17 protein-coding genes and 3 rRNA genes are annotated in these 21,329 nt (G+C 67.0%); 6 read left to right on the top strand and 14 right to left on the bottom strand.

All coding sequences use genetic code 11. The annotated features are described in order from the left end of the window. Window positions 1-12 precede the first annotated feature (12 nt). The gene (locus tag GTY58_RS33740) at window positions 13-360 is read left to right on the top strand and encodes an SCP2 sterol-binding domain-containing protein (RefSeq protein WP_010987894.1); all 348 of its coding nucleotides are present in this window, start codon (window positions 13-15) and stop codon (window positions 358-360) included. A 209-nt stretch (window positions 361-569) separates the two neighbouring features. Here GTY58_RS33740 and GTY58_RS33735 read toward each other — a convergent pair whose 3' ends face one another. The 4 genes from GTY58_RS33735 to GTY58_RS33720 form a co-directional block, all read right to left on the bottom strand. Then, a complete protein-coding gene (locus GTY58_RS33735) occupies window positions 570-1,457 on the bottom strand; it encodes an ABC transporter ATP-binding protein (protein ID WP_010987893.1) in 888 nt (295 codons plus the stop codon). After that, window positions 1,454-2,512: an iron chelate uptake ABC transporter family permease subunit gene (locus GTY58_RS33730; RefSeq protein WP_010987892.1), complete on the bottom strand. Its 1,059-nt coding sequence runs from the start codon at window positions 2,510-2,512 to the stop codon at window positions 1,454-1,456. The genes GTY58_RS33735 and GTY58_RS33730 overlap by 4 nt, the downstream gene beginning before the upstream one ends. Next, on the bottom strand, window positions 2,509-3,552 hold the full coding sequence (locus GTY58_RS33725) for an iron chelate uptake ABC transporter family permease subunit (RefSeq protein WP_010987891.1): 1,044 nt from the start codon (window positions 3,550-3,552) through the stop codon (window positions 2,509-2,511). Before GTY58_RS33725 ends, GTY58_RS33730 begins: the two co-directional genes overlap by 4 nt. A gap of 169 nt (window positions 3,553-3,721) precedes the next feature. Then, a complete protein-coding gene (locus tag GTY58_RS33720; RefSeq protein ID WP_010987890.1) occupies window positions 3,722-4,750 on the bottom strand; it encodes an HAD hydrolase-like protein in 1,029 nt (342 codons plus the stop codon). 80 nt (window positions 4,751-4,830) lie between these two features. Between GTY58_RS33720 and GTY58_RS33715 the strand changes: the two genes are divergently transcribed. Further along, window positions 4,831-6,123 carry a DUF1015 domain-containing protein gene (locus GTY58_RS33715; protein WP_010987889.1) on the top strand — a complete coding sequence of 431 codons (1,293 nt, stop codon included), beginning with the start codon at window positions 4,831-4,833 and terminating at the stop codon, window positions 6,121-6,123. 64 nt (window positions 6,124-6,187) lie between these two features. Here the strand turns inward: GTY58_RS33715 and GTY58_RS33710 are convergent, their stop codons facing one another. From GTY58_RS33710 to GTY58_RS33690, 6 genes are all read right to left on the bottom strand, one after another. Then, window positions 6,188-7,072 carry a tetratricopeptide repeat protein gene (locus GTY58_RS33710; RefSeq protein ID WP_237529698.1) on the bottom strand — a complete coding sequence of 295 codons (885 nt, stop codon included), beginning with the start codon at window positions 7,070-7,072 and terminating at the stop codon, window positions 6,188-6,190. Then, complete coding sequence (locus tag GTY58_RS39890) at window positions 7,009-8,400, bottom strand: hypothetical protein (protein WP_010987887.1); 1,392 nt, start codon at window positions 8,398-8,400, stop codon at window positions 7,009-7,011. Before GTY58_RS39890 ends, GTY58_RS33710 begins: the two co-directional genes overlap by 64 nt. 144 nt (window positions 8,401-8,544) lie before the next feature. Then, window positions 8,545-8,661 (bottom strand): 5S ribosomal RNA (gene rrf, locus GTY58_RS33705). A 138-nt stretch (window positions 8,662-8,799) separates the two neighbouring features. Next, a 23S ribosomal RNA gene (locus GTY58_RS33700) occupies window positions 8,800-11,923 on the bottom strand. Between the two features lie 308 nt (window positions 11,924-12,231). Then, window positions 12,232-13,757, bottom strand: a 16S ribosomal RNA gene (locus GTY58_RS33695). The 16S, 23S and 5S rRNA genes sit together here, the layout of an rRNA operon. 641 nt (window positions 13,758-14,398) lie before the next feature. Further along, entirely contained in the window at window positions 14,399-15,040 is a 642-nt protein-coding gene (locus GTY58_RS33690; RefSeq protein WP_010987886.1) for a DNA-3-methyladenine glycosylase, read from the bottom strand. Between the two features lie 196 nt (window positions 15,041-15,236). Between GTY58_RS33690 and GTY58_RS33685 the strand changes: the two genes are divergently transcribed. From GTY58_RS33685 to GTY58_RS33675, 3 genes are all read left to right on the top strand, one after another. Next, a complete protein-coding gene (locus tag GTY58_RS33685; RefSeq protein WP_010987885.1) occupies window positions 15,237-16,022 on the top strand; it encodes a sporulation protein in 786 nt (261 codons plus the stop codon). Between the two features lie 60 nt (window positions 16,023-16,082). Further along, window positions 16,083-16,622, top strand: a complete 540-nt coding sequence (locus GTY58_RS33680; RefSeq protein WP_010987884.1) for a YbhB/YbcL family Raf kinase inhibitor-like protein — start codon at window positions 16,083-16,085, stop codon at window positions 16,620-16,622. 144 nt (window positions 16,623-16,766) lie between these two features. Continuing rightward, a complete protein-coding gene (locus tag GTY58_RS33675) occupies window positions 16,767-17,273 on the top strand; it encodes an HNH endonuclease (protein ID WP_010987883.1) in 507 nt (168 codons plus the stop codon). Window positions 17,274-17,379: 106 nt separating this feature from the next. On the opposite strand, the gene GTY58_RS33670 is transcribed toward GTY58_RS33675, so the two are convergent. The 3 genes from GTY58_RS33670 to GTY58_RS33660 form a co-directional block, all read right to left on the bottom strand. Next, a complete protein-coding gene (locus tag GTY58_RS33670) occupies window positions 17,380-18,330 on the bottom strand; it encodes an SPFH domain-containing protein (protein ID WP_010987882.1) in 951 nt (316 codons plus the stop codon). 130 nt (window positions 18,331-18,460) lie between these two features. Next, the gene (locus tag GTY58_RS33665) at window positions 18,461-18,892 is read right to left on the bottom strand and encodes an NfeD family protein (protein WP_010987881.1); all 432 of its coding nucleotides are present in this window, start codon (window positions 18,890-18,892) and stop codon (window positions 18,461-18,463) included. A gap of 93 nt (window positions 18,893-18,985) precedes the next feature. Next, window positions 18,986-19,777, bottom strand: coding sequence for an ABC transporter ATP-binding protein (locus GTY58_RS33660; protein ID WP_010987880.1), 792 nt, complete (start codon window positions 19,775-19,777; stop codon window positions 18,986-18,988). A gap of 130 nt (window positions 19,778-19,907) precedes the next feature. Here GTY58_RS33660 and GTY58_RS33655 point away from each other — a divergent pair, with 130 nt between their 5' ends. After that, complete coding sequence (locus tag GTY58_RS33655; RefSeq protein WP_010987879.1) at window positions 19,908-20,696, top strand: hypothetical protein; 789 nt, start codon at window positions 19,908-19,910, stop codon at window positions 20,694-20,696. Window positions 20,697-20,952: 256 nt separating this feature from the next. Here GTY58_RS33655 and chpE read toward each other — a convergent pair whose 3' ends face one another. Continuing rightward, window positions 20,953-21,198 carry a chaplin ChpE gene (gene chpE / locus GTY58_RS33650; RefSeq protein ID WP_010987878.1) on the bottom strand — a complete coding sequence of 82 codons (246 nt, stop codon included), beginning with the start codon at window positions 21,196-21,198 and terminating at the stop codon, window positions 20,953-20,955. Between the last annotated feature and the right edge of the window lie 131 nt (window positions 21,199-21,329).

Raw genomic sequence — 21,329 nt, 5'->3', positions numbered from 1 at the left:
CCGTCGATCACGATGGCGACGATCGAGGAGTGCCGTGCGGCACTCGACAAGCTCTCGGACAACATGGCGGCCTCCGAAGGGGAAGTACGCGGCGCGGCGGCCCTGGACCGCTCGCTGAGCTGCCGTATCACCGACCTGGACATCACCTTCGCCGGCCGGCTCAAGGACGGCCGGATCGAAGTGGTGGACACGTATGAGGGTCCGCCCCGCGAGAAGGCCCAGATACGGCTCACGATGACCGGCGACGACCTGGTCGCGATGGTCGACGGCGAGCTGAACTTCGCGAAGGCCTGGGGTTCCGGCCGGGTGAAGCTGGAAGCGGGCCTGCGCGATCTCCTCCGGCTCAGAAGTCTTCTGTAGCCGGTCTGTGCTGTGGCCGCCGCGGGGTGCGGTGTTCCGTGACCGCCACGGGCCGCGGCGCCTTCCGTGACCGCCACGGGCCGCGGCGCCTTCCGTGACCGCCACGGGCCGCGGTGGCCACAGCGGCCTTTCTGTGGCCGCCGCAGCCCCGCGACCGGCTCAGGAGCCTCTTTGGAGCCTCTTCTGCAGCCCGCAGCCCCGCGTCCGTCTCAGGAGCCCCCCGTAGCCACCGTTGCGGCCTCCGCGGCCGGTCCGGCCGCCGCGGCTGCCACCCGCGCCCTGCGGGCCGCCGGCACCACCAGCGGTGTGCCCGTCTCCGGGTCGTCGATGACCTGGCAGCGCAGGCCGAAGACCTCCTCGACCAGCTCGGCCGTGACGATGTCGTTCGGCGCCCCCTCGGCGACGGCCCGGCCGTCGCGCAGGGCGATCAGATGGGTGGCGTACCGGGCCGCGTGGTTGAGGTCGTGCAGTACGGCGACGAGCGTGCGGCCCTGCTCCTCGTGGAGTTCGGCGCACAGGTCGAGCACGTCGATCTGGTGCTGGATGTCGAGGTAGGTCGTCGGCTCGTCGAGCAGCAGCAGCGGCGTCTGCTGCGCGAGCGCCATGGCGATCCACACGCGCTGGCGCTGGCCGCCGGAGAGCTCGTCGACATAGCGGTCGGCCAGCTCGGCGACCCCGGTCGACTCCATGGACTCCCGCACGACCCGCTCGTCCTCGGACGACCACTGCCGCAGAAGTCCCTGGTGCGGATAGCGGCCGCGCCCCACGAGGTCGCCGACGGTGATGCCGTCGGGCGCGATCGACGACTGCGGGAGCAGCCCGAGCGTCCGCGCGACCTTCTTCGCGGGCATCGACTGGATGACCTGTCCGTCGAGCAGGACGCGCCCCTCGGCCGGCTTGAGCATCCGCGAAAGGGCACGCAGCAACGTGGACTTGCCGCACGCGTTGGGGCCGACGATCACCGTGAAGGAGTTGTCGGGAATCTCCACCGACAGCTGCTCGGCGATGACGCGCTGGTCGTAGGCGAGGGTGACGTTGTCGGCGGACAGGCGGTTCACAGTGCTCCTTCGGGTGTTCTTGTTCGCTCGGCCGCTCATATCCGGCCCGCCTTGCGCTCGGTGACGAGCAGCCACAGCAGGTAGACCCCGCCGAGCACTCCGGTCACGACGCCGACCGGCAGCTGGTCGGCGCCGAAGGCCCGCTGCGAGGCCCAGTCCGCGACGATCAGCAGGGTCGCGCCCATGCACATGGAGGGAATCAGGTTCGGGCCCGGCGAGCGGGTCAGTCGCCGGGCCAGCTGCGGCGCGGTGAGCGCCACGAAGCCGACCGGGCCGGCGGCGGCGGTGGCCCCGGCGGTGAGCAGCACGGCGGACAGCAACAGCAGCAGCCGTACGCGCTCGACGCGCACTCCGAGGGCGTACGACACGTCGTCGCCCATCTCGGTCATCCGCAGGCCGCGCGCGTTCGCCAGGACGAGCGGTACGAGGACGGCGCACAGCCAGACCAGCGGCCAGACCTGCTCCCACCCACGGCCGTTGAGCGATCCGGTCATCCACACCACCGCACGGGCCGCGTCGACGATGTCGGCCTTGGTCATCAGGTAGCCGTTGACCGCCGTGACCATCGCCGAGATGCCGATACCGACCAGGACCAGTCGATAACCGTGCACACCCCGCTTCCAGGCGAGCAGATAGATGGCCAGTCCGGTCGCGAGTCCGCCGACGAGCGCGCCGAGGGCGACCTGGGCGGCGCTGCCCGAGAACAGCACGATCATGACGAGCGCACCGGCCGTCGAGCCCTGGCCGACGCCGAGGACGTCCGGGCTGCCCAGCGGATTGCGGGAGATGGACTGGAACAGCGCGCCGCCGAGCCCGAGCGAGGCACCGACCAGGAGCCCGACGAGAACCCGCGGCAGCCGCAGCTCGTTGACGATGAACTCCTGGCCGGCGTTGCCGTTGCCGACCAGCGTCCTCAGGACGTCGGCGGCCGGAATCGGGAAGTCGCCGGTGCCGATCAGCACGACACTCGCGGCGAGCGCGGCGACCAGGAGCAGGACGACGACGGTGACGGCGCGGACGTCGAGCCGTAGGGACAGACCGCCGGGCGTGCGCACGGTCCGCGTGGGCAGCGCCGGCTTACGGGTGGTCTTCACAGCTGAGCCGTCCTCCGCCGTCGTACGAGATAGATGAAGACCGGGCCGCCGATGATCGCGGTGACGATGCCGACCTGGAGTTCCGCGGGCCGCGCCACGATCCGCCCGACGACGTCGGCGCCGAGCAGCAGGACGGGCGACAGGACGGTCGCGTACGGCAGGATCCAGCGCAGGTCGGGCCCGGTGAAGGACCGTACGACGTGCGGGACCATCAGCCCGACGAAGACGATCGGCCCGCAGGCGGCGGTCGCGGCGCCGCACAGGACGGTGGCGGCGGCCATGGACAGGGCACGGGTGCGGTTGAGGTTGGCGCCGAGCGCACGGGCGGTGTCGTCGCCCATGGCCATGGCGTTCAGCGGCCGGGCGAGGGCCAGCGCGAGGACCGTGCCGATCACCAGGAACGGCAGGACCTGCATGATCATCGAGTCCGTCGCCGAGGCCAGCGAACCGACCGTCCAGAAGCGCATCTTGCCGAGCGCGGCGTCATCCATGATCATCACGGCCTGGAGGTAGCCGTAGAGCGCGGCGCTGATCGCGGTGCCCGCGAGGGCGAGCCGCACGGGGGTGGCGCCCCGGCTGCCACCGAGGAACCACACCAGGGCCCCCACCGCGGCGGCTCCGAAGAAGGCGAACCACACATAGCCGCTCAGCGTCGTGACGCCGAAATAGGTGATGGCGGTGACGACGGCCGCGGACGCACCCGCGTTGATCCCGAGCAGTCCCGGGTCGGCCAGCGGATTGCGGGTGAGCGCCTGGAGGACGGCTCCGGAGAGCCCGAGCGCGGCGCCGACGAGCAGTCCGAGAACGGTGCGCGACCGCCGCTCACCGACCACGACGTCGGCATACGTCCCCGAGTCGTGGAACAGGCCGTGCCAGACCTGGTCCAGGGGCAGCTCTTTCGCGCCGATCGCGATGCTCGCCAGGGCGACGAGCACCAGGATCACAACGGACACAAGGAGCCCAACGGCACGTATCGCCCGGCGGGTTGGGGGCGCGGGGGCGGTCTCCGCGCGCTGTTCGGGGGGACTGTCGACCAACACGGGGGTTAGGTTAGCCTACCCTCGCTGCGGAACTCGATCCCGCCGGACCACGCCGCATCCGTGGAGTCCCTCCGCGCCGGACCCGGTGAAGCCGCCTGCCGGCGTCGCGCCCGTGCGACTGGAGCTCTCCCCCGGGAGCCGTGTCCTCTTCCACGCGCTCACGGCGGCCTCAAAGCCCCAGCCGCGCCAGCGCCTTCCCCCCGTCCAGCTCGCACGAGCCCTCGCCCGCAGCCGTCCAGGCCGCCGCGCACAGCGCCCGCAGCCCGTCCATGGCCTCTCCCTCGCCCGCGAGCTCCAGCCGTTCACTTCCGGCTGTCGCGGTCCAGCCACCGCAGCGAAACCCGTCGCCGGCCTCGACGACCTCCGGCTGCCCGGTCAGCAGTCCGCGCAGGTCCGCGTCGACATACGTCGGCCGGTGCCGCGGCGGCGCCGCCAGGAGCTGGGCGCCGTCGGTCACGCCGGTCAGGACGAGCAGCGAGTCCACCTCGCCGTTGAACGCGCCCTCGATGTCCGTGTCCAGCCGGTCCCCGACCACCAGCGGCCGCTCGGCGCCGGTGCGCAGAATCGTCTCGCGGTGCATCGGGGGCAGCGGCTTGCCCGCCACCTGCGGCTCGGCGCCGGTCGCTATCCGTACGACCTCCACCGCCGCCCCGTTGCCCGGAGCGATCCCACGCGCACTCGGAATCGTCAGATCGGTGTTGGACGCGAACCACGGCACCCCGCGCGCGATGGCGTAGGACGCCTCCGCGAAACGTCCCCAGGGCAGCTCGGGACCGCCGTAGCCCTGTACGACGGCCGCCGGGTCGTCCTCGGCCGAATCGACCGGCTCCAGCCCGCGCTCCCGCAGCGCCACCCGCAGTCCCTCGCCACCGATCACCAGCACACGCGCGCCCGCGGGCACCTGCTCGCTGATCAGCCGGGCGACGGCCTGCGCCGACGTGATGACGTCGGAGGGCCCGGTCGGTATCCCCAGTTCCGTGAGGTGATCGGCCACGGCGTCGGGCGTCCGCAGCGCGTTGTTCGTAACGTATGCGAGGTGCATCCCGCCCGCGCGGGCCGTGCCGAGCGACTCAACGGCATGAGCGATCGCGTTTCCCCCCGCGTACACCACCCCGTCGAGGTCGAGCAGCGCCGTGTCGTACGCCTCACTCAGGGCCTGCGTACTGCCCTCGGGCCGCGTCCTGACGGTCTGGCTCATTGCACATCGCTCCTCGTTCGATCCCTTTCCCCTGATCATCGCGCATGCCACCGACACACCGACACACTTAGGATGCCTCAATGAACTATGCAGGTCCCGCGGAGGAAACCCCGGCGCGCAGTGGCCTCGACCTGACACCGTTCCGGGGCCTGCGCTACGACCCCGACCGGGTCGGCAGCCTGGCCGCCGTGACATCGCCGCCGTACGACGTCGTCGTCCGGCCGGACGGGCTGCTCCACCTCGAATCGGCGGACCCGTACAACATCGTCCGGCTGATCCTCCCCCAGGCCGTCACGCCCACCGCCCGCAACGAACAGGCGGCGGACACCCTGGAGCACTGGCTCACCAAGGGCGTCCTCACCACCGACAGCGAGCCGGGTCTGTACGTCTACGAACAAAGCGACGGCAGCATGCTGCAACGCGGCATCATCGGCGCCCTGCGCCTGTCGGAGCCGTCGGACGGCGTGGTCCTCCCCCACGAGGACGTCATGCCGCACGTCATCGCGGACCGCGCGGCCCTGATGCGCGCGACCTCCGCCAACCTCGAACCCCTGCTGCTGACCTACCGCGGCAACGGCTCCGAGGCCGGCACGACGGCCGTCATCGAACGTACCGTCGAGAGCACTCCGCTGCTCTCGACGACCACGGAGGACGGTTTCAGCCATCGGCTGTGGGCGGTGACGGACCCCGCCGAGCTGGCCGAGATCCAGACCGATCTGGGCAGCCACCAGGCACTCATCGCCGATGGCCACCACCGCTGGGCGACGTATCTGCGTCTACGCGCGGAGCACCCTTCGCCGAGCCCCTGGGACTACGGGCTCGTCCTGCTGGTCGACACGGCCCGCTATCCGCTGCGCGTACGCGCCATCCACCGTCTGCTGCACCGGCTGCCGGTGGCGGACGCCCTGGCCGCTCTCACGGGCCTGTTCCGCGTCCGCCGCCTCGACCTGCCGCTCGCGGACGCCCTGGCCGCGCTGGCCGACTCCGCCTGCGCGGGCAACGCCTTCCTCCTCGCGGGTGATGGCGCCTTCCATCTGGTTGACCACCCGTCCCCGGACCTCCTGGCGCGTACGATCCCGGCGGACCACCCGGAAGCCTGGCGCACTCTCGACGCGACGGTCCTGCACGCCACGCTCCTGGACCACGTCTGGAACATCCCCGAGGACTCCCCCACGGACATCGCCTACATCCACGACACGGCCGCCACGGTCGAGAAGGCGGAGCGCGACGGCGGTACGGCCGTGCTGTTGCACCCGGTCCGCGAGGAGGTCGTACGGGACCTCGCCCGCCAGGGCGTGACGATGCCCCGCAAGTCGACGTCGTTCGGCCCGAAACCCGCGTCGGGGCTGGTGCTGCGCGCGCTGACGGTCTGAGAACCGCCCCTCAAACACGAAGGGCGGGCCTCCTTCCGGAGTCCCGCCCAATCATGAGATGACGTCAGCTCTTGTCGCCGTCGCCGTCGTTGTTGTCGTTGTTGTCGCTCTTGTCGTCACCGTGTCCGTCGCCGTCTTCAACGCCGGCTTCTACGACCTCGCGTACGACGTCGACCTGCTCCTCGTCCACGTCCGCGTCCGCGTCGCCCTCGGCGGCTGCCACTGGGGCCTCGGTCTCGCCCCGCGTGCCCTCGTCGCTCTCCTCGTCCTCGACGAGCGCGTCGACGAACTCGACACCGTCCATCTCGGCAAGGCGGTCCGAGGCGTCCGTGCTGCCGTCCTTGTCGGACTCGGCGGCCTTGGCGAACCACTCGCGCGCCTCGCTCTCGCGGCCCGCGGCGAGGAGCGCGTCGGCGTACGCGTACCGCAGTCGCGCGGTCCAGGGCTGCACCGAGTTGGAGGCCAGCTCGGGGCTCTGCAGCGTCACGATGGCGGCATCGAGCTGCCCCATGTCACGACGCGCTCCGGCGGCGACGAGCCGCATCTCGACCTGATCGGCCTTGTCGAGCTTGTGCACCTCGGGCGCACCGGCCATCTCCAGCGCCTTCTCGGGCCGGCCGAGACCGCGCTCGCAGTCCGCCATGACGGGCCACAGCTCGACGCCGCCGGTCATACGGCGGGCCGCACGGAACTCGCCGAGGGCCTCGCTGTACTTCTGGTTCGCGTACGCGGCGAAGCCGGCCGCCTCGCGCACGGCGGCGACGCGGGACGCCAGCCTCAGGGCCACCTTGGAGTACCCGTAGGCGCTCTCCGGGTCCTCGTCGATGAGCCGCGCGACCATCACCAGGTTCCTGGCGACGTCCTCGGCAAGCCCCTTGGGCAGGCTCAGCAGCTCCTGCCGTACGTCCTTGTCGATCTCCTCGCCCGTGACGTCGTCCGGGATCGGCAGCCGCTTGATCGGCTCACGGTCGCGGTCCCGCTCGTCGCGGAACCGGCCGCCACCGCGCCGGTCGTCGCCCTGCCGGTCGTCCCGGCCCCGGAAGCCGCCGGGGCGGCCGCCACGGTCATCACTACGCGGGCCACGCGAACCGCGGTCATCACGCCCACGGAAGCCCCCACGATCGCCGCCACGGTCATCACGCCGGTCATCACGCCGGAACCCACCACGGTCTCCGCCACGGTCGCCGCCGCGGTCATCACGCCGGTCATCACGACGGAACCCACCACGGTCACCACCGCGATCGCCACCGCGGTTGTCGTCGCGACGGAAGCCACCACGGTCTCCGCCACGGTCGTCACCGCGGTCATCGCGACGGAAGCCACCACGGTCGCCGCCACGGTCGTCACGCCGGTCATCGCGGCGGAAGCCGCCACGATCGCCACGGTCGTCGCCACGACGATCGTCACGGCGGAAGCCGCCACGGTCGTCATCGCGACGGAAGGCCGGACGGTCACCGTCGCGACGGAATCCACGGTCCCGGTCGCCACCACCACGGTTGTCGTCGCGACGGAAGCCACCACGGTCTCCGCCTCGGTCGCCACCGCGGTCGTCACGCCGGTCATCGCGCCGGTCGTCCCGGCCCCGGAAGCCGCCGGGTCGGCCGCCACGGTCATCCCCACGACGGTCATCGCGACGGGCGAAGCCGCCACGGTCGCCATCACGTCGGTCATCGCGACGGAAGCCACCACGGTCGTCATCGCGACGGACCGCGGGGCGATCACCGTCGCGGCGGAACCCACGATCACGGTCGCGGTCGTCGCGGCGCGGTCCAGCAGCGCGGTCGTCGCGACGCGGTCCAGCAGCGCGGTCGTCGCGACGCGGTCCAGCACCCCGGTCATCGCGGCGCGGTCCGGCGGCGCGGTCGTCGCGGCGGAACGCCGGGCGTCCACCACGGTCGCGGTCGTCCCCTCCGCGGAAGCCGCCGCCACCACGGTTGTCGTCGCGACGGAAGCCACCACGGTCTCCGCCACGGTCGCCACCGCGGTCGTCACGCCGGTCATCGCGCCGGTCGTCCCGGCCCCGGAAGCCGCCGGGTCGGCCGCCGCGGTCATCCCCACGACGGTCATCGCGGCGATCGTCACGGCGGAAACCACCCCGGTCTCCGCCGCGGTCACTACCGCGATCTCCGCCCCGGTCACCATCACGGCGGTCGTCACGCCGGCCGTAACCACCGCGGTCGCCGGAGCCAGCGCGGTCGTTGTCCCGGCGCGGGCCCCCGCGGTAGCCGCCGCGGTCACCACTGTCCCGGCGGCGCTCGTCGCGCTCCGGTCGCTCATCGGGAGAGTTGGTGGACATGGTGACTCCTGTCTTCGGTACCGCAAGTCATTCTCGCGCAGCCGAGTACCCGGCGCGCTTTGGGAAAACAAAAAAAGGACCTTTGGTCCCAGCGAGTCGCTGGGACCAAAGGTCCTCCAAAGATTGTTCGGCGACGTCCTACTCTCCCACAGGGTCCCCCCTGCAGTACCATCGGCGCTGTAAGGCTTAGCTTCCGGGTTCGGAATGTAACCGGGCGTTTCCCTCACGCTATGATCACCGAAACCCTTTCAGACACCTCGTATATGTACGAGGCCATGAACAGGGCAGCGAACAAGCACACTTTTCAATTAAGTAAGTGGAACTGTTCAGCCAGCACAACCGTTCGTTGTCTGGGAACTACACAGTGGACGCGAGCAACTGAGGACAAGCCCTCGGCCTATTAGTACCAGTCACCTCCAGCGGTTACCCGCCTTCCAGATCTGGCCTATCAACCCAGTCGTCTACTGGGAGCCTTACCCTCTCAAGGAGGTGGGAATACTCATCTCGAAGCAGGCTTCCCGCTTAGATGCTTTCAGCGGTTATCCCTCCCGAACGTAGCCAACCAGCCATGCCCTTGGCAGGACAACTGGCACACCAGAGGTTCGTCCGTCCCGGTCCTCTCGTACTAGGGACAGCCCTTCTCAATATTCCTGCGCGCGCAGCGGATAGGGACCGAACTGTCTCACGACGTTCTAAACCCAGCTCGCGTACCGCTTTAATGGGCGAACAGCCCAACCCTTGGGACCGACTCCAGCCCCAGGATGCGACGAGCCGACATCGAGGTGCCAAACCATCCCGTCGATATGGACTCTTGGGGAAGATCAGCCTGTTATCCCCGGGGTACCTTTTATCCGTTGAGCGACGGCGCTTCCACAAGCCACCGCCGGATCACTAGTCCCGACTTTCGTCCCTGCTCGACCCGTCGGTCTCACAGTCAAGCTCCCTTGTGCACTTACACTCAACACCTGATTGCCAACCAGGCTGAGGGAACCTTTGGGCGCCTCCGTTACTCTTTAGGAGGCAACCGCCCCAGTTAAACTACCCATCAGACACTGTCCCTGATCCGGATCACGGACCCAGGTTAGACATCCAGCACGACCAGACTGGTATTTCAACGACGACTCCACCCACACTGGCGTGCGGGCTTCAAAGTCTCCCAGCTATCCTACACAAGCCGAACCGAACACCAATATCAAACTGTAGTAAAGGTCCCGGGGTCTTTCCGTCCTGCTGCGCGAAACGAGCATCTTTACTCGTAGTGCAATTTCACCGGGCCTATGGTTGAGACAGTCGAGAAGTCGTTACGCCATTCGTGCAGGTCGGAACTTACCCGACAAGGAATTTCGCTACCTTAGGATGGTTATAGTTACCACCGCCGTTTACTGGCGCTTAAGTTCTCAGCTTCGCCAAACCGAAGTTTGACTAACCGGTCCCCTTAACGTTCCAGCACCGGGCAGGCGTCAGTCCGTATACATCGCCTTACGGCTTCGCACGGACCTGTGTTTTTAGTAAACAGTCGCTTCTCGCTGGTCTCTGCGGCCACCCCCAGCTCACCAAGTAAATTGGATCACCAGTGATGGCCCCCCTTCTCCCGAAGTTACGGGGGCATTTTGCCGAGTTCCTTAACCATAGTTCACCCGAACGCCTCGGTATTCTCTACCTGACCACCTGAGTCGGTTTAGGGTACGGGCCGCCATGAAACTCGCTAGAGGCTTTTCTCGACAGCATAGGATCATCCACTTCACCACAATCGGCTCGGCATCAGGTCTCAGCCTTAATGCGCGACGGATTTACCTATCGCACGGCCTACACCCTTACCCCGGGACAACCACCGCCCGGGATGGACTACCTTCCTGCGTCACCCCATCACTCACCTACTACCACCTTGGGTCAGCGGCTCCACCACTCCCCTTTGCCCGAAGGCTCCAGGGCGGCTTCACGGCCTTAGCATTAATGGGCTCGATGTTTGACGCTTCACAGCGGGTACCGGAATATCAACCGGTTATCCATCGACTACGCCTGTCGGCCTCGCCTTAGGTCCCGACTTACCCTGGGCAGATCAGCTTGACCCAGGAACCCTTAGTCAATCGGCGCACACGTTTCTCACGTGTGTATCGCTACTCATGCCTGCATTCTCACTCGTGAACCGTCCACCACTGCCTTCCGGCGCGGCTTCACCCGGCACACGACGCTCCCCTACCCATCACAGCACCCGTTGGGGCTATACGCTGCAATGACACGACTTCGGCGGTACGCTTGAGCCCCGCTACATTGTCGGCGCGGAATCACTAGACCAGTGAGCTATTACGCACTCTTTCAAGGGTGGCTGCTTCTAAGCCAACCTCCTGGTTGTCTGTGCGACTCCACATCCTTTCCCACTTAGCGTACGCTTAGGGGCCTTAGTCGATGCTCTGGGCTGTTTCCCTCTCGACCATGGAGCTTATCCCCCACAGTCTCACTGCCGCGCTCTCACTTACCGGCATTCGGAGTTTGGCTAAGGTCAGTAACCCGGTAGGGCCCATCGCCTATCCAGTGCTCTACCTCCGGCAAGAAACACACGACGCTGCACCTAAATGCATTTCGGGGAGAACCAGCTATCACGGAGTTTGATTGGCCTTTCACCCCTAACCACAGGTCATCCCCCAGGTTTTCAACCCTGGTGGGTTCGGTCCTCCACGAAGTCTTACCTCCGCTTCAACCTGCCCATGGCTAGATCACTCCGCTTCGGGTCTTGAGCGCGCTACTAAATCGCCCTATTCGGACTCGCTTTCGCTACGGCTTCCCCACACGGGTTAACCTCGCAACACACCGCAAACTCGCAGGCTCATTCTTCAAAAGGCACGCAGTCACGACGTTGCATGCAAGCATGCAACGCGACGCTCCCACGGCTTGTAGGCACACGGTTTCAGGTACTATTTCACTCCGCTCCCGCGGTACTTTTCACCATTCCCTCACGGTACTATCCGCTATCGGTCACCAGGGAATATTTAGGCTTAGCGGGTGGTCCCGCCAGATTCACACGGGATTTCTCGGGCCCCGTGCTACTTGGGTGTCTCTCAAACGAGCCGCTGATGTTTCGACTACGGGGGTCTTACCCTCTACGCCGGACCTTTCGCATGTCCTTCGCCTACATCAACGGTTTCTGACTCGTCTCACGGCCGGCAGACCGTAAAAGAGAGATCCCACAACCCCGTATACGCAACCCCTGCCGGGTCTCACACGCATACGGTTTGGCCTCATCCAGTTTCGCTCGCCACTACTCCCGGAATCACGGTTGTTTTCTCTTCCTGCGGGTACTGAGATGTTTCACTTCCCCGCGTTCCCTCCACATACCCTATGTGTTCAGGTATGGGTGACAGCCCATGACGACTGCCGGGTTTCCCCATTCGGAAACCCCCGGATCAAAGCCTGGTTGACGGCTCCCCGGGGACTATCGTGGCCTCCCACGTCCTTCATCGGTTCCTGGTGCCAAGGCATCCACCGTGCGCCCTTAAAAACTTGGCCACAGATGCTCGCGTCCACTGTGCAGTTCTCAAACAACGACCAACCACCCGTCACAACCCGCCGAAGCAGATCTTTACCGGGGCCGGCACTGAAGGCAGCCATGATCGGCCGTACCCTCAGACACCCAACAGCGTGCCCGACACCCTCGCCCTCCCATGTTCGCTTTCCACGCCGAAGCAGTACTTGCCAACCTGAGCAGGTCGAGTGTGCCGAATAATCAACGTTCCACCCTTGAGCAACCAGCATCAGACAGTCGCTGATGTACTGGCCTCTGAACCGGGCAAGCCCGGCTTAGAAGTGCTCCTTAGAAAGGAGGTGATCCAGCCGCACCTTCCGGTACGGCTACCTTGTTACGACTTCGTCCCAATCGCCAGTCCCACCTTCGACAGCTCCCTCCCACAAGGGGTTGGGCCACCGGCTTCGGGTGTTACCGACTTTCGTGACGTGACGGGCGGTGTGTACAAGGCCCGGGAACGTATTCACCGCAGCAATGCTGATCTGCGATTACTAGCAACTCCAACTTCATGGGGTCGAGTTGCAGACCCCAATCCGAACTGAGACCGACTTTTTGAGATTCGCTCCACCTTGCGGTATCGCAGCTCATTGTATCGGCCATTGTAGCACGTGTGCAGCCCAAGACATAAGGGGCATGATGACTTGACGTCGTCCCCACCTTCCTCCGAGTTGACCCCGGCGGTCTCCTGTGAGTCCCCATCACCCCGAAGGGCATGCTGGCAACACAGAACAAGGGTTGCGCTCGTTGCGGGACTTAACCCAACATCTCACGACACGAGCTGACGACAGCCATGCACCACCTGTACACCGACCACAAGGGGGGCACTATCTCTAATGCTTTCCGGTGTATGTCAAGCCTTGGTAAGGTTCTTCGCGTTGCGTCGAATTAAGCCACATGCTCCGCTGCTTGTGCGGGCCCCCGTCAATTCCTTTGAGTTTTAGCCTTGCGGCCGTACTCCCCAGGCGGGGAACTTAATGCGTTAGCTGCGGCACCGACGACGTGGAATGTCGCCAACACCTAGTTCCCACCGTTTACGGCGTGGACTACCAGGGTATCTAATCCTGTTCGCTCCCCACGCTTTCGCTCCTCAGCGTCAGTAATGGCCCAGAGATCCGCCTTCGCCACCGGTGTTCCTCCTGATATCTGCGCATTTCACCGCTACACCAGGAATTCCGATCTCCCCTACCACACTCTAGCTAGCCCGTATCGAATGCAGACCCGGGGTTAAGCCCCGGGCTTTCACACCCGACGTGACAAGCCGCCTACGAGCTCTTTACGCCCAATAATTCCGGACAACGCTTGCGCCCTACGTATTACCGCGGCTGCTGGCACGTAGTTAGCCGGCGCTTCTTCTGCAGGTACCGTCACTTTCGCTTCTTCCCTGCTGAAAGAGGTTTACAACCCGAAGGCCGTCATCCCTCACGCGGCGTCGCTGCATCAGGCTTTCGCCCATTGTGCAATATTCCCCACTGCTGCCTCCCGTAGGAGTCTGGGCCGTGTCTCAGTCCCAGTGTGGCCGGTCGCCCTCTCAGGCCGGCTACCCGTCGTCGCCTTGGTGAGCCACTACCTCACCAACAAGCTGATAGGCCGCGGGCTCATCCTGCACCGCCGGAGCTTTTAACCCTCACAGATGCCTGCGAGAGTATTATCCGGTATTAGACCCCGTTTCCAGGGCTTGTCCCAGAGTGCAGGGCAGATTGCCCACGTGTTACTCACCCGTTCGCCACTAATCCACCCCGAAGGGCTTCATCGTTCGACTTGCATGTGTTAAGCACGCCGCCAGCGTTCGTCCTGAGCCAGGATCAAACTCTCCGTGAATGTTTTCCCGTAATCGGGACGACACCACGAGAGCGGAACAGCCGGGCGGAATAAGCCCAGCCGTTCACAGCGTCCTCGCTGTGCGCCTACCGAACAACGTCGGCAGGACTTTTTCAAAGGAACCTCGTCCCAGCCGATCGGCCGGAGACGGGGTATCAACATATCTGGCGTTGATTTTTGGCACGCTGTTGAGTTCTCAAGGAACGGACGCTTCCTTTGTACTCACCCGAGAGACTCTCTCAGGCTTTCCTCCGGGCGCTTCCCTTCGGTCTTGCGTTTCCGACTCTATCAGACCGTTTTCCGATCCGATTTCCTCGGTGCTTTCCAGGTTTCCGCTTTCGCGTTTCCCTTTCCGGCGATTCCGACTCTATCAGACTCTTTCGTGTCCGATTCCCTGTCGGGGGGTTTTGCCTTGGGTCTGGGACTTTCCGTCCCGTGCCTTTCGACATTCACTACGCTAGCCGATTCCCGCTGCAACTCATAATCGAGTTCCGCAAGCTCGAATTCAGGCATGCAGGCACGCCGAATTGGCCCCCGCTGAGGGGAGTCGTAGGTAGTGGGTTGGCCGCTCCCGGCTGCTGGCTGAACGCAGTACCCGGTTCAAGCGGCTCGGACTACATTACGGAGCCCCCAGGGACGCGTCAAGTTCGTCGGCGTCGGGGCGTATGGGCCCGATAGGGGCTCACCGTGGGGTCGTTGTCGATCCAGAAGCGCCACGGGTGGACCCCTCCGTCACCGGACACTCCGGTGCGCGGACCGTTGCGCACCTGGTCGGGGGGCACGGGCGTGCCCGACAGCAGGGTCAGCGGCCCGCCCTCCGGGGCGCATGCGTCGGTGCCGTCGAGTGCGCGGTCCACCTCCAGCGCCGTGGCCAGACGTGCCGGTCCTTTGGCCAGTTCCTTGTCGTTGCGGGCCGAGAGTCGACGTGTGCGCGCGAGCTCCGCGCCCTCGATGATCTCGCCGGCCCGCAGCAGGACCGCGCTCGCTCGGCCCTCCGGACCGCACACCAGGTTCATGCAGTGCCACATGCCGTAGGTGAAGTAGACGTACACATGGCCGGGCGGACCGAACATCACGCCGTTGCGGGCCGTGCGGCCGCGATATGCGTGGGAGCCGGGATCGCTCGGGCCGTCGTATGCCTCGACCTCGGTTACGCGCAGTTCGATCGGACCGTCCGGGGTCGTGCGGACGAGGACGCGTCCGAGGAGGTCCGGGGCGACGTCAAGGACGGGTCGGGCGAAGAACTCCCGGGTGAGGGGCGTACGGTCAGGGGCCGCGATCATGGCGTACGAGCGTAGTCCACTCAGGTGTGTGCCATCGGGGTGGCCAGGAGGCGTTCCCCTTGGAAGGGTGAGGGCGCGGAACCGGCCGTCGCCGGATCGCGTTGATAGAGATCAAGGAATAGTCGTCGTCATACACGGGACCCGACGGGGGTCCGGGCGCGGACACGGAACAGGCATTGCCTGGGAGGGTGGAGACATGGGGTTCAAGCGGCTGCTTGCGAGCCTGGGGGCCGGTGGGGCTTCGGTCGAGACGGTACTGACCGAGGTCAACGTCGTTCCGGGCGGTGTGGTCCAGGGTGAGGTACGGATCCAGGGCGGGTCCGTGAACCAGGCGATCGAGGGGCTGAGCGTCGGCCTCCAGGCCAAGGTCGAGGTCGAGGGCCACGACGACCAGGAGTACAAGCAGGACATCGAGTTCGCCAAGCTGAGCCTCGGTGGTGCCTTCGAGCTCCAGGCCGGAGCGGTGCACGCGGTGCCGTTCGGGCTCGAGATCCCGTGGGAGACGCCGATCACGATGATCGACGGGCAGGCCCTGCGCGGCATGAACATCGGTGTGACGACCGAGCTGGAGATCGCGCGCGCCGTGGACTCCGGTGACCTGGACCCGGTCAACGTGCACCCGCTGCCGGCGCAGAAGGCGATTCTGGACGCCTTCGTCCAGCTGGGCTTCCGCTTCAAGAACGCGGACATGGAGCGCGGCCACATCCGGGGGACCCGCCAGCGGCTGCCGTTCTACCAGGAGATCGAGTTCTTCCCGCCGTCGCAGTACCGCGGTCTCAACCAGGTCGAGCTGAGCTTCGTCGCGGACGACCGGGAGATGGACGTGATCCTGGAGATGGACAAGAAGCCGGGTCTGTTCAGCGAGGGCAGCGACTCGTACCGCTCCTTCCAGGTCGGTCTCAACGACTTCCAGGGCACCGACTGGACCGCGTATCTCCACCAGTGGCTGTCGGAGGTCGGCAGCAAGCGCAGCTGGTTCTAGGCTCGGGACCGAGAGATTCCGTCTTTCCGGCTTTCCGGAAACCCATCAGGAGGTACCGAGGTGACCGAGCTCAAGAGGCCGCCGCTCCCCCACGACTTCCATCCGCCCGTGCCGTCCTTCACGGTCACGAGTGAGGATGTCGAGCCGGGTGCGACGCTCAAGGACGCTCAGGTCTACGCGGCGGGGAACACCTCGCCGCAGCTGCGCTGGGAAGGCTTCCCGCCGGAGACCAAGAGCTTCGCCGTGACCTGCTACGACCCGGACGCACCCACGGGGAGCGGGTTCTGGCACTGGGTCGCGTTCGACATCCCGGCCTCGGTGACCGAGCTGCCCACGGGTGCGGGGAGCGGCAAGTTCGAGGGCCTGCCCGACAGCGCGATCCAGGTGCGCAACGACTACGGGTCGAAGGACTTCGGTGGTGCCGCGCCGCCGCCCGGGGACGGGCCGCACCGGTACGTGTTCACGGTCTACGCCGTGGACCAGGAGAAGCTCGGTCCGGACGCGGACGCATCGCCCGCCGTGGTGGGCTTCAACCTGCGGTTCCACGCGTTGGCGCGCGCCCAGCTCATCGGTGAGTACGAGGTTCCCGCTGAAGACTGACGTTCATTGAACGTTTGCCCGTCTCTGGTCTTGGAAGTGATCAGAGGCGGGCAGTTTTTATTGCGTTGTCCATCTCGGCGCGCCCGGCCAGAGTTGATCCAAGCCCGCCAGGGGGTGGGCCGGTGCACACGGGAGGTGGGCTGGATGCGGGACACGCTGGTGCTGAACGCGAGCTTTGAGCCGCTGTCGACGGTGACGTTGAACCGAGCCGTCATTCTGGTGCTGCAGGACAAGGCCGTCGTCGAGCAGGCCCACCCCGAACTCCGTATGCGCGGAGCCGCGCTGGACATACCGGTGCCCCGGGTGATCAGGCTCTGCCGCTATGTCCGGGTGCCTTTCCGAAGACAAGCGCCATGGTCGAGGCGAGGTGTCCTGGTACGGGACAGGCACAGGTGCGCGTACTGCGGCAGGCGTGCGACGACCGTGGACCACGTGGTGCCGAGGGCGCAGGGGGGCCAGGACTCCTGGCTGAACACGGTGGCGTCGTGCGCGGAGGACAATCACCGCAAGGCGGCCCGTACGCCGGAGCAGGCGGGGATGCCGCTGCTGCGGCAGCCGTTCGAGCCGACACCGGCGGACGCGATGCTGCTGGCGCTGGGGCAGGACGACTTCGAGTCGCTGCCGGAGTGGCTGGCACAGCCGGCCGCCTAGACGCTCCCCCAGTGAGCCGGAAGACCGTGGGCGGTTCGTGAGCCGCGGGGAGATCCTGGCCGGTCGCGCGGTTCCCCGCGCCCCTTTTCGGGGCGCGGGTTTTGCGTCAGTCCGTGATCGGCGGCTTCTCGCGGCGCTCCGAGCCGGAGCCGCCTGAGTTCCCGCTGCCCGAACCGCCGCCCATCGGGCCGAAGTTGCCCATGGCGCCGCTCAGCCCCTTGAGGGCGTCGCCGATCTCACTGGGCACGATCCAGAGCTTGTTGGCGTCGCCCTCGGCGATCTTGGGGAGCATCTGGAGGTACTGGTAGGCGAGGAGCTTCTGGTCCGCGTCGCCGGCGTGGATGGACTCGAAGACCGTACGGATCGCCTGCGCTTCGCCCTCGGCGCGCAGGGCCGCGGCCTTGGCCTCACCTTCGGCGCGCAGGATCTGGGACTGCTTCTCACCTTCGGCGGTGAGGATGGCGGCCTGGCGCGTGCCCTCGGCGGTGAGGATCGCGGCGCGCTTGTCACGGTCGGCGCGCATCTGCTTCTCCATCGAGTCCTGGATGGAGGTCGGCGGCTCGATCGCCTTGAGCTCGACGCGGTTGACGCGGATGCCCCACTTGCCGGTGGCCTCGTCGAGGACACCGCGCAGGGCCGCGTTGATCTCCTCGCGGGAGGTGAGGGTGCGCTCCAGGTCCATGCCGCCGATGATGTTGCGGAGCGTGGTGACGGTGAGCTGCTCGATGGCCTGGATGTAGCTGGCGACCTCGTACGTGGCCGCACGCGCGTCGGTCACCTGGTAATAGATGACGGTGTCGATGTTCACGACCAGGTTGTCCTGGGTGATCACCGGCTGCGGGGGGAACGGAACGACCTGTTCACGCAGGTCGATGCGGTTGCGGATCGAGTCGATGAACGGAACCACGATGTTCAGGCCCGCGTTGAGTGTCCGCGTGTAGCGGCCGAAGCGCTCGACGATGGCCGCGCTCGCTTGCGGGATGACCTGGATGGTCTTGATCAGGGCGATGAAGACCAACACCACCAGAATGATCAGGACGATGATGATCGGTTCCATCGTTGCTCCCCGTACCCTTCTCCGCCTCGGTTTTCCGGAAGATCTTATGCTTGTTGAAGATCTTGCTGGACGAGTCTGACAGACCGTCGGCTGTCCCGTGGGGCGTTCGGTTCACTTGCGTCTTACGAGGTCATATGACGATCGCCGTGGCCCCTTCGATGTCCACGACGTCCACTTCCTGGCCTACCTCGTAGGCGCGTCCGGAGTCGAGGGATCGCGCGGACCAGACTTCCCCGGCGAGCTTGATCCGGCCGCCCGCGCCGTCGACCCGTTCCAGTACGACGGCCTGCTTGCCCTTCAACGCGTCTATACCCGTGGCGAGTTGGGGCCGCTGGGCCCGGTGCCGGGCCGCGATGGGGCGTACGACGGCGAGAAGGGCGACCGAGACGACGGCGAAGACGAGGACCTGGAGGACGACGCCGCCGCCGACACCCGCCGTGACCGCGGCGGCGGCTGCTCCCAGCGCGAGCATGCCGAACTCCGGCATGGCGGTCACCACGAGCGGAATTCCCAGCGCGACCGCGCCGACGAGCCACCACACCCATGCCTCGATGTCGTTCACATGGTCATGGTAGGTCCGCGGGTCCTGCCTCGGACAGGGCGCCGATCCGGTCGAAGTGGCCGGCCGGTGATTCTCGCGAGTGCCGGTGCCCGGTCAGGACAGGGGCAGGCCCTGGGCGGTCCAGCGGTCGCCGATCTGTTCCACGACGAGTGGGAGGCCGAAGCAGAGGGACAGGTTGCGTGAGGTGAGTTCGAGCTCCAGCGGGCCGGCGGCGAGCACCTTGCCCTGGCGGATCATCAGCACGTGCGTGAAGCCCGGCGCGATCTCCTCGACGTGGTGCGTGACCATGATCATCGAAGGGGCGACCGGGTCGCGGGCGAGGCGGCCGAGGCGGCGTACGAGGTCCTCACGGCCGCCGAGGTCGAGGCCGGCGGCGGGCTCGTCGAGGAGCAGCAGCTCGGGGTCGGTCATCAGGGCGCGGGCGATGAGGGTGCGCTTGCGCTCGCCCTCGGAGAGCGTGCCGAACCTGCGGTCCAGGTAGTCGCTCATGCCGAGGCGGTCGAGGAAGGCGCGGGCGCGCTGCTCGTCGATGTCCTCGTACTCCTCCTGCCAGCCGGCCGTCATGCCGTACGCGGCGGTGAGCACGGTCTGGAGGACGGTCTGGCGCTTGGGGAGCTTCTCGGCCATGGCGATGCCCGCCACGCCGATGCGCGGGCGCAGTTCGAAGACGTCGACCTGGCCGAGGGTCTCGCCGAGGATGGTGGCGGTGCCGCTGCTGGGGAACAGGTAGCTGGAAGCGAGGTTCAGGAGGGTCGTCTTCCCGGCGCCGTTGGGGCCGAGGATGACCCAGCGCTCGCCCTCCTTGACCGACCAGGAGACCTGGTCCACCAGAGCCCGGCCCTCGCGGACCACGGATACGTCCTCCAGCTCCAGAACATCGCTCATGAGCGCGTTGTCTCCCATTGCAGTGTCGACCAGTCTCGGCAGTCGCGTACGCCTGTGGGCGCAGCCCCCGAAGAAATCTACGCCACCGGTCGGGCGGTCCCATCCATCGGTCGGTCCTTAGGGTGGAGGCATGCTCTCGGAACCACGCTCAGGACGGCTGGCCGCATGGGGAAATGCCCTTTTGGCCGGATTTGTTTCACCGGACGACGCCGTGCTCGCCATCGTCGGGGAGGACGCGGTGCACCGGGTCGAGGGGCTGCCCGGTGAGTCCGGGCCCGTCGGCCTCACGCTCGCCCTTGGCCGGATGCGCGCGCTGGGGGTGACCGGGCTGCGGGTCGCCCTGCCCGCGCCGGGGCATCCGCTCGGGCTGAGCGGGCCGCCGGAATTCAATGCGCGGGCGCTGGACGCCGAGGAGGCCGCGATCTGTTTCGGGGCCGCGCTCGGGCTGGTCCCCGAGGTGTACGAGGCCGGGCCCGACGGCGATGTGCATGTGGAGGTCGTGTGGCACTGCCTTGCCGTGCGGGAGGCGCCGCCCGCCGATGTGCCTTCCCTCGGGGAGGCCGAGCGGGAGCTGGCGGAGGCGCTGCGCGAGGCCACCGAGGTGTTGTCGCGGCTCGATGTGGCGGGCTCCGGGCCGGTGGCGGAGGCGGCCGTCGACGCGTATCGGGCCCGGGCCGAGCGGGGGCGCGAGGTGCTGGCGCCGGGGTATCCGCCGCGTGCGGTTCGCGTGTTGGAGCTGGCCCAGCGGGTGGGGCTGCTGATTTCGGTGGCGTACGAGAACGGGCACGGCGGGGCGGTGAGCGCGTCGGAGATCGCGGCGAGGTCGCTGGCGCTCAGGCCGGTCGAGCGAACTGCCCGTCGGGCGCAGGTGGCCGCCTACAACGCGTTTGTGGAGGAGCGGGAGCGGGGGGTGCGGTGACCGTCGGCCTTCTGGTGGCCGGTGTGGGTGCGGGCGTCCCTGGGGGCTGCCGCACCCGGGGCCCCGCGATCGGCCTGCGCTGACGCCCTGGTTGACGGCGGCCGGTTCAGGGCGCCGTTGCTGTCGACGCCGCCGCCCGCGACGCCCGCCGGACAGCCTTCTTGGCGACGGTCTCCCCGCCTCGCCCCCGGACGCCTGACCGGCCCCCCAGGAGCGCCTGGGAGGCCGGTGGTCACGAGGGTTCCGGAGCGGAATCTCAGTGGTTGACTCCCAGGTTCCCGAAGGCCGGGTTCAGGGCGCCGATGACGTTCACGGTGTTGCCGACCGCGTTCACGGGGATGTGGACCGGGGCCTGGACCACGTTGCCCGAGCCGACACCCGGGGAGCCCACGGCCTTGCCGCCCGCCCACGCGCCGTCGGTGGCCGAGGCCATACCGGCGCCCGCGGCGACAAGCCCACCGGCGACCATCGTGACAGCGGCTACCTTCTTCAGGTTCTTCACTTCTGAGCCCTCCCTGGCGATCACTGCGGCAGGCGCCGCAGCACGCACTGGAGAACGGCCGGGAGCCGCCGAGGATGCGCCGTCCGGGGGACATACACACGACGGTATGAATCTCAGACTGGAGTGGATCC

This window comes from Streptomyces sp. SID5469 (genome assembly GCF_009862865.1).
In the GTDB taxonomy this organism is placed as follows: Bacteria; Actinomycetota; Actinomycetes; order Streptomycetales; family Streptomycetaceae; genus Streptomyces; species Streptomyces avermitilis.
This window is presented reverse-complemented; position numbering and strand designations above follow the sequence as displayed.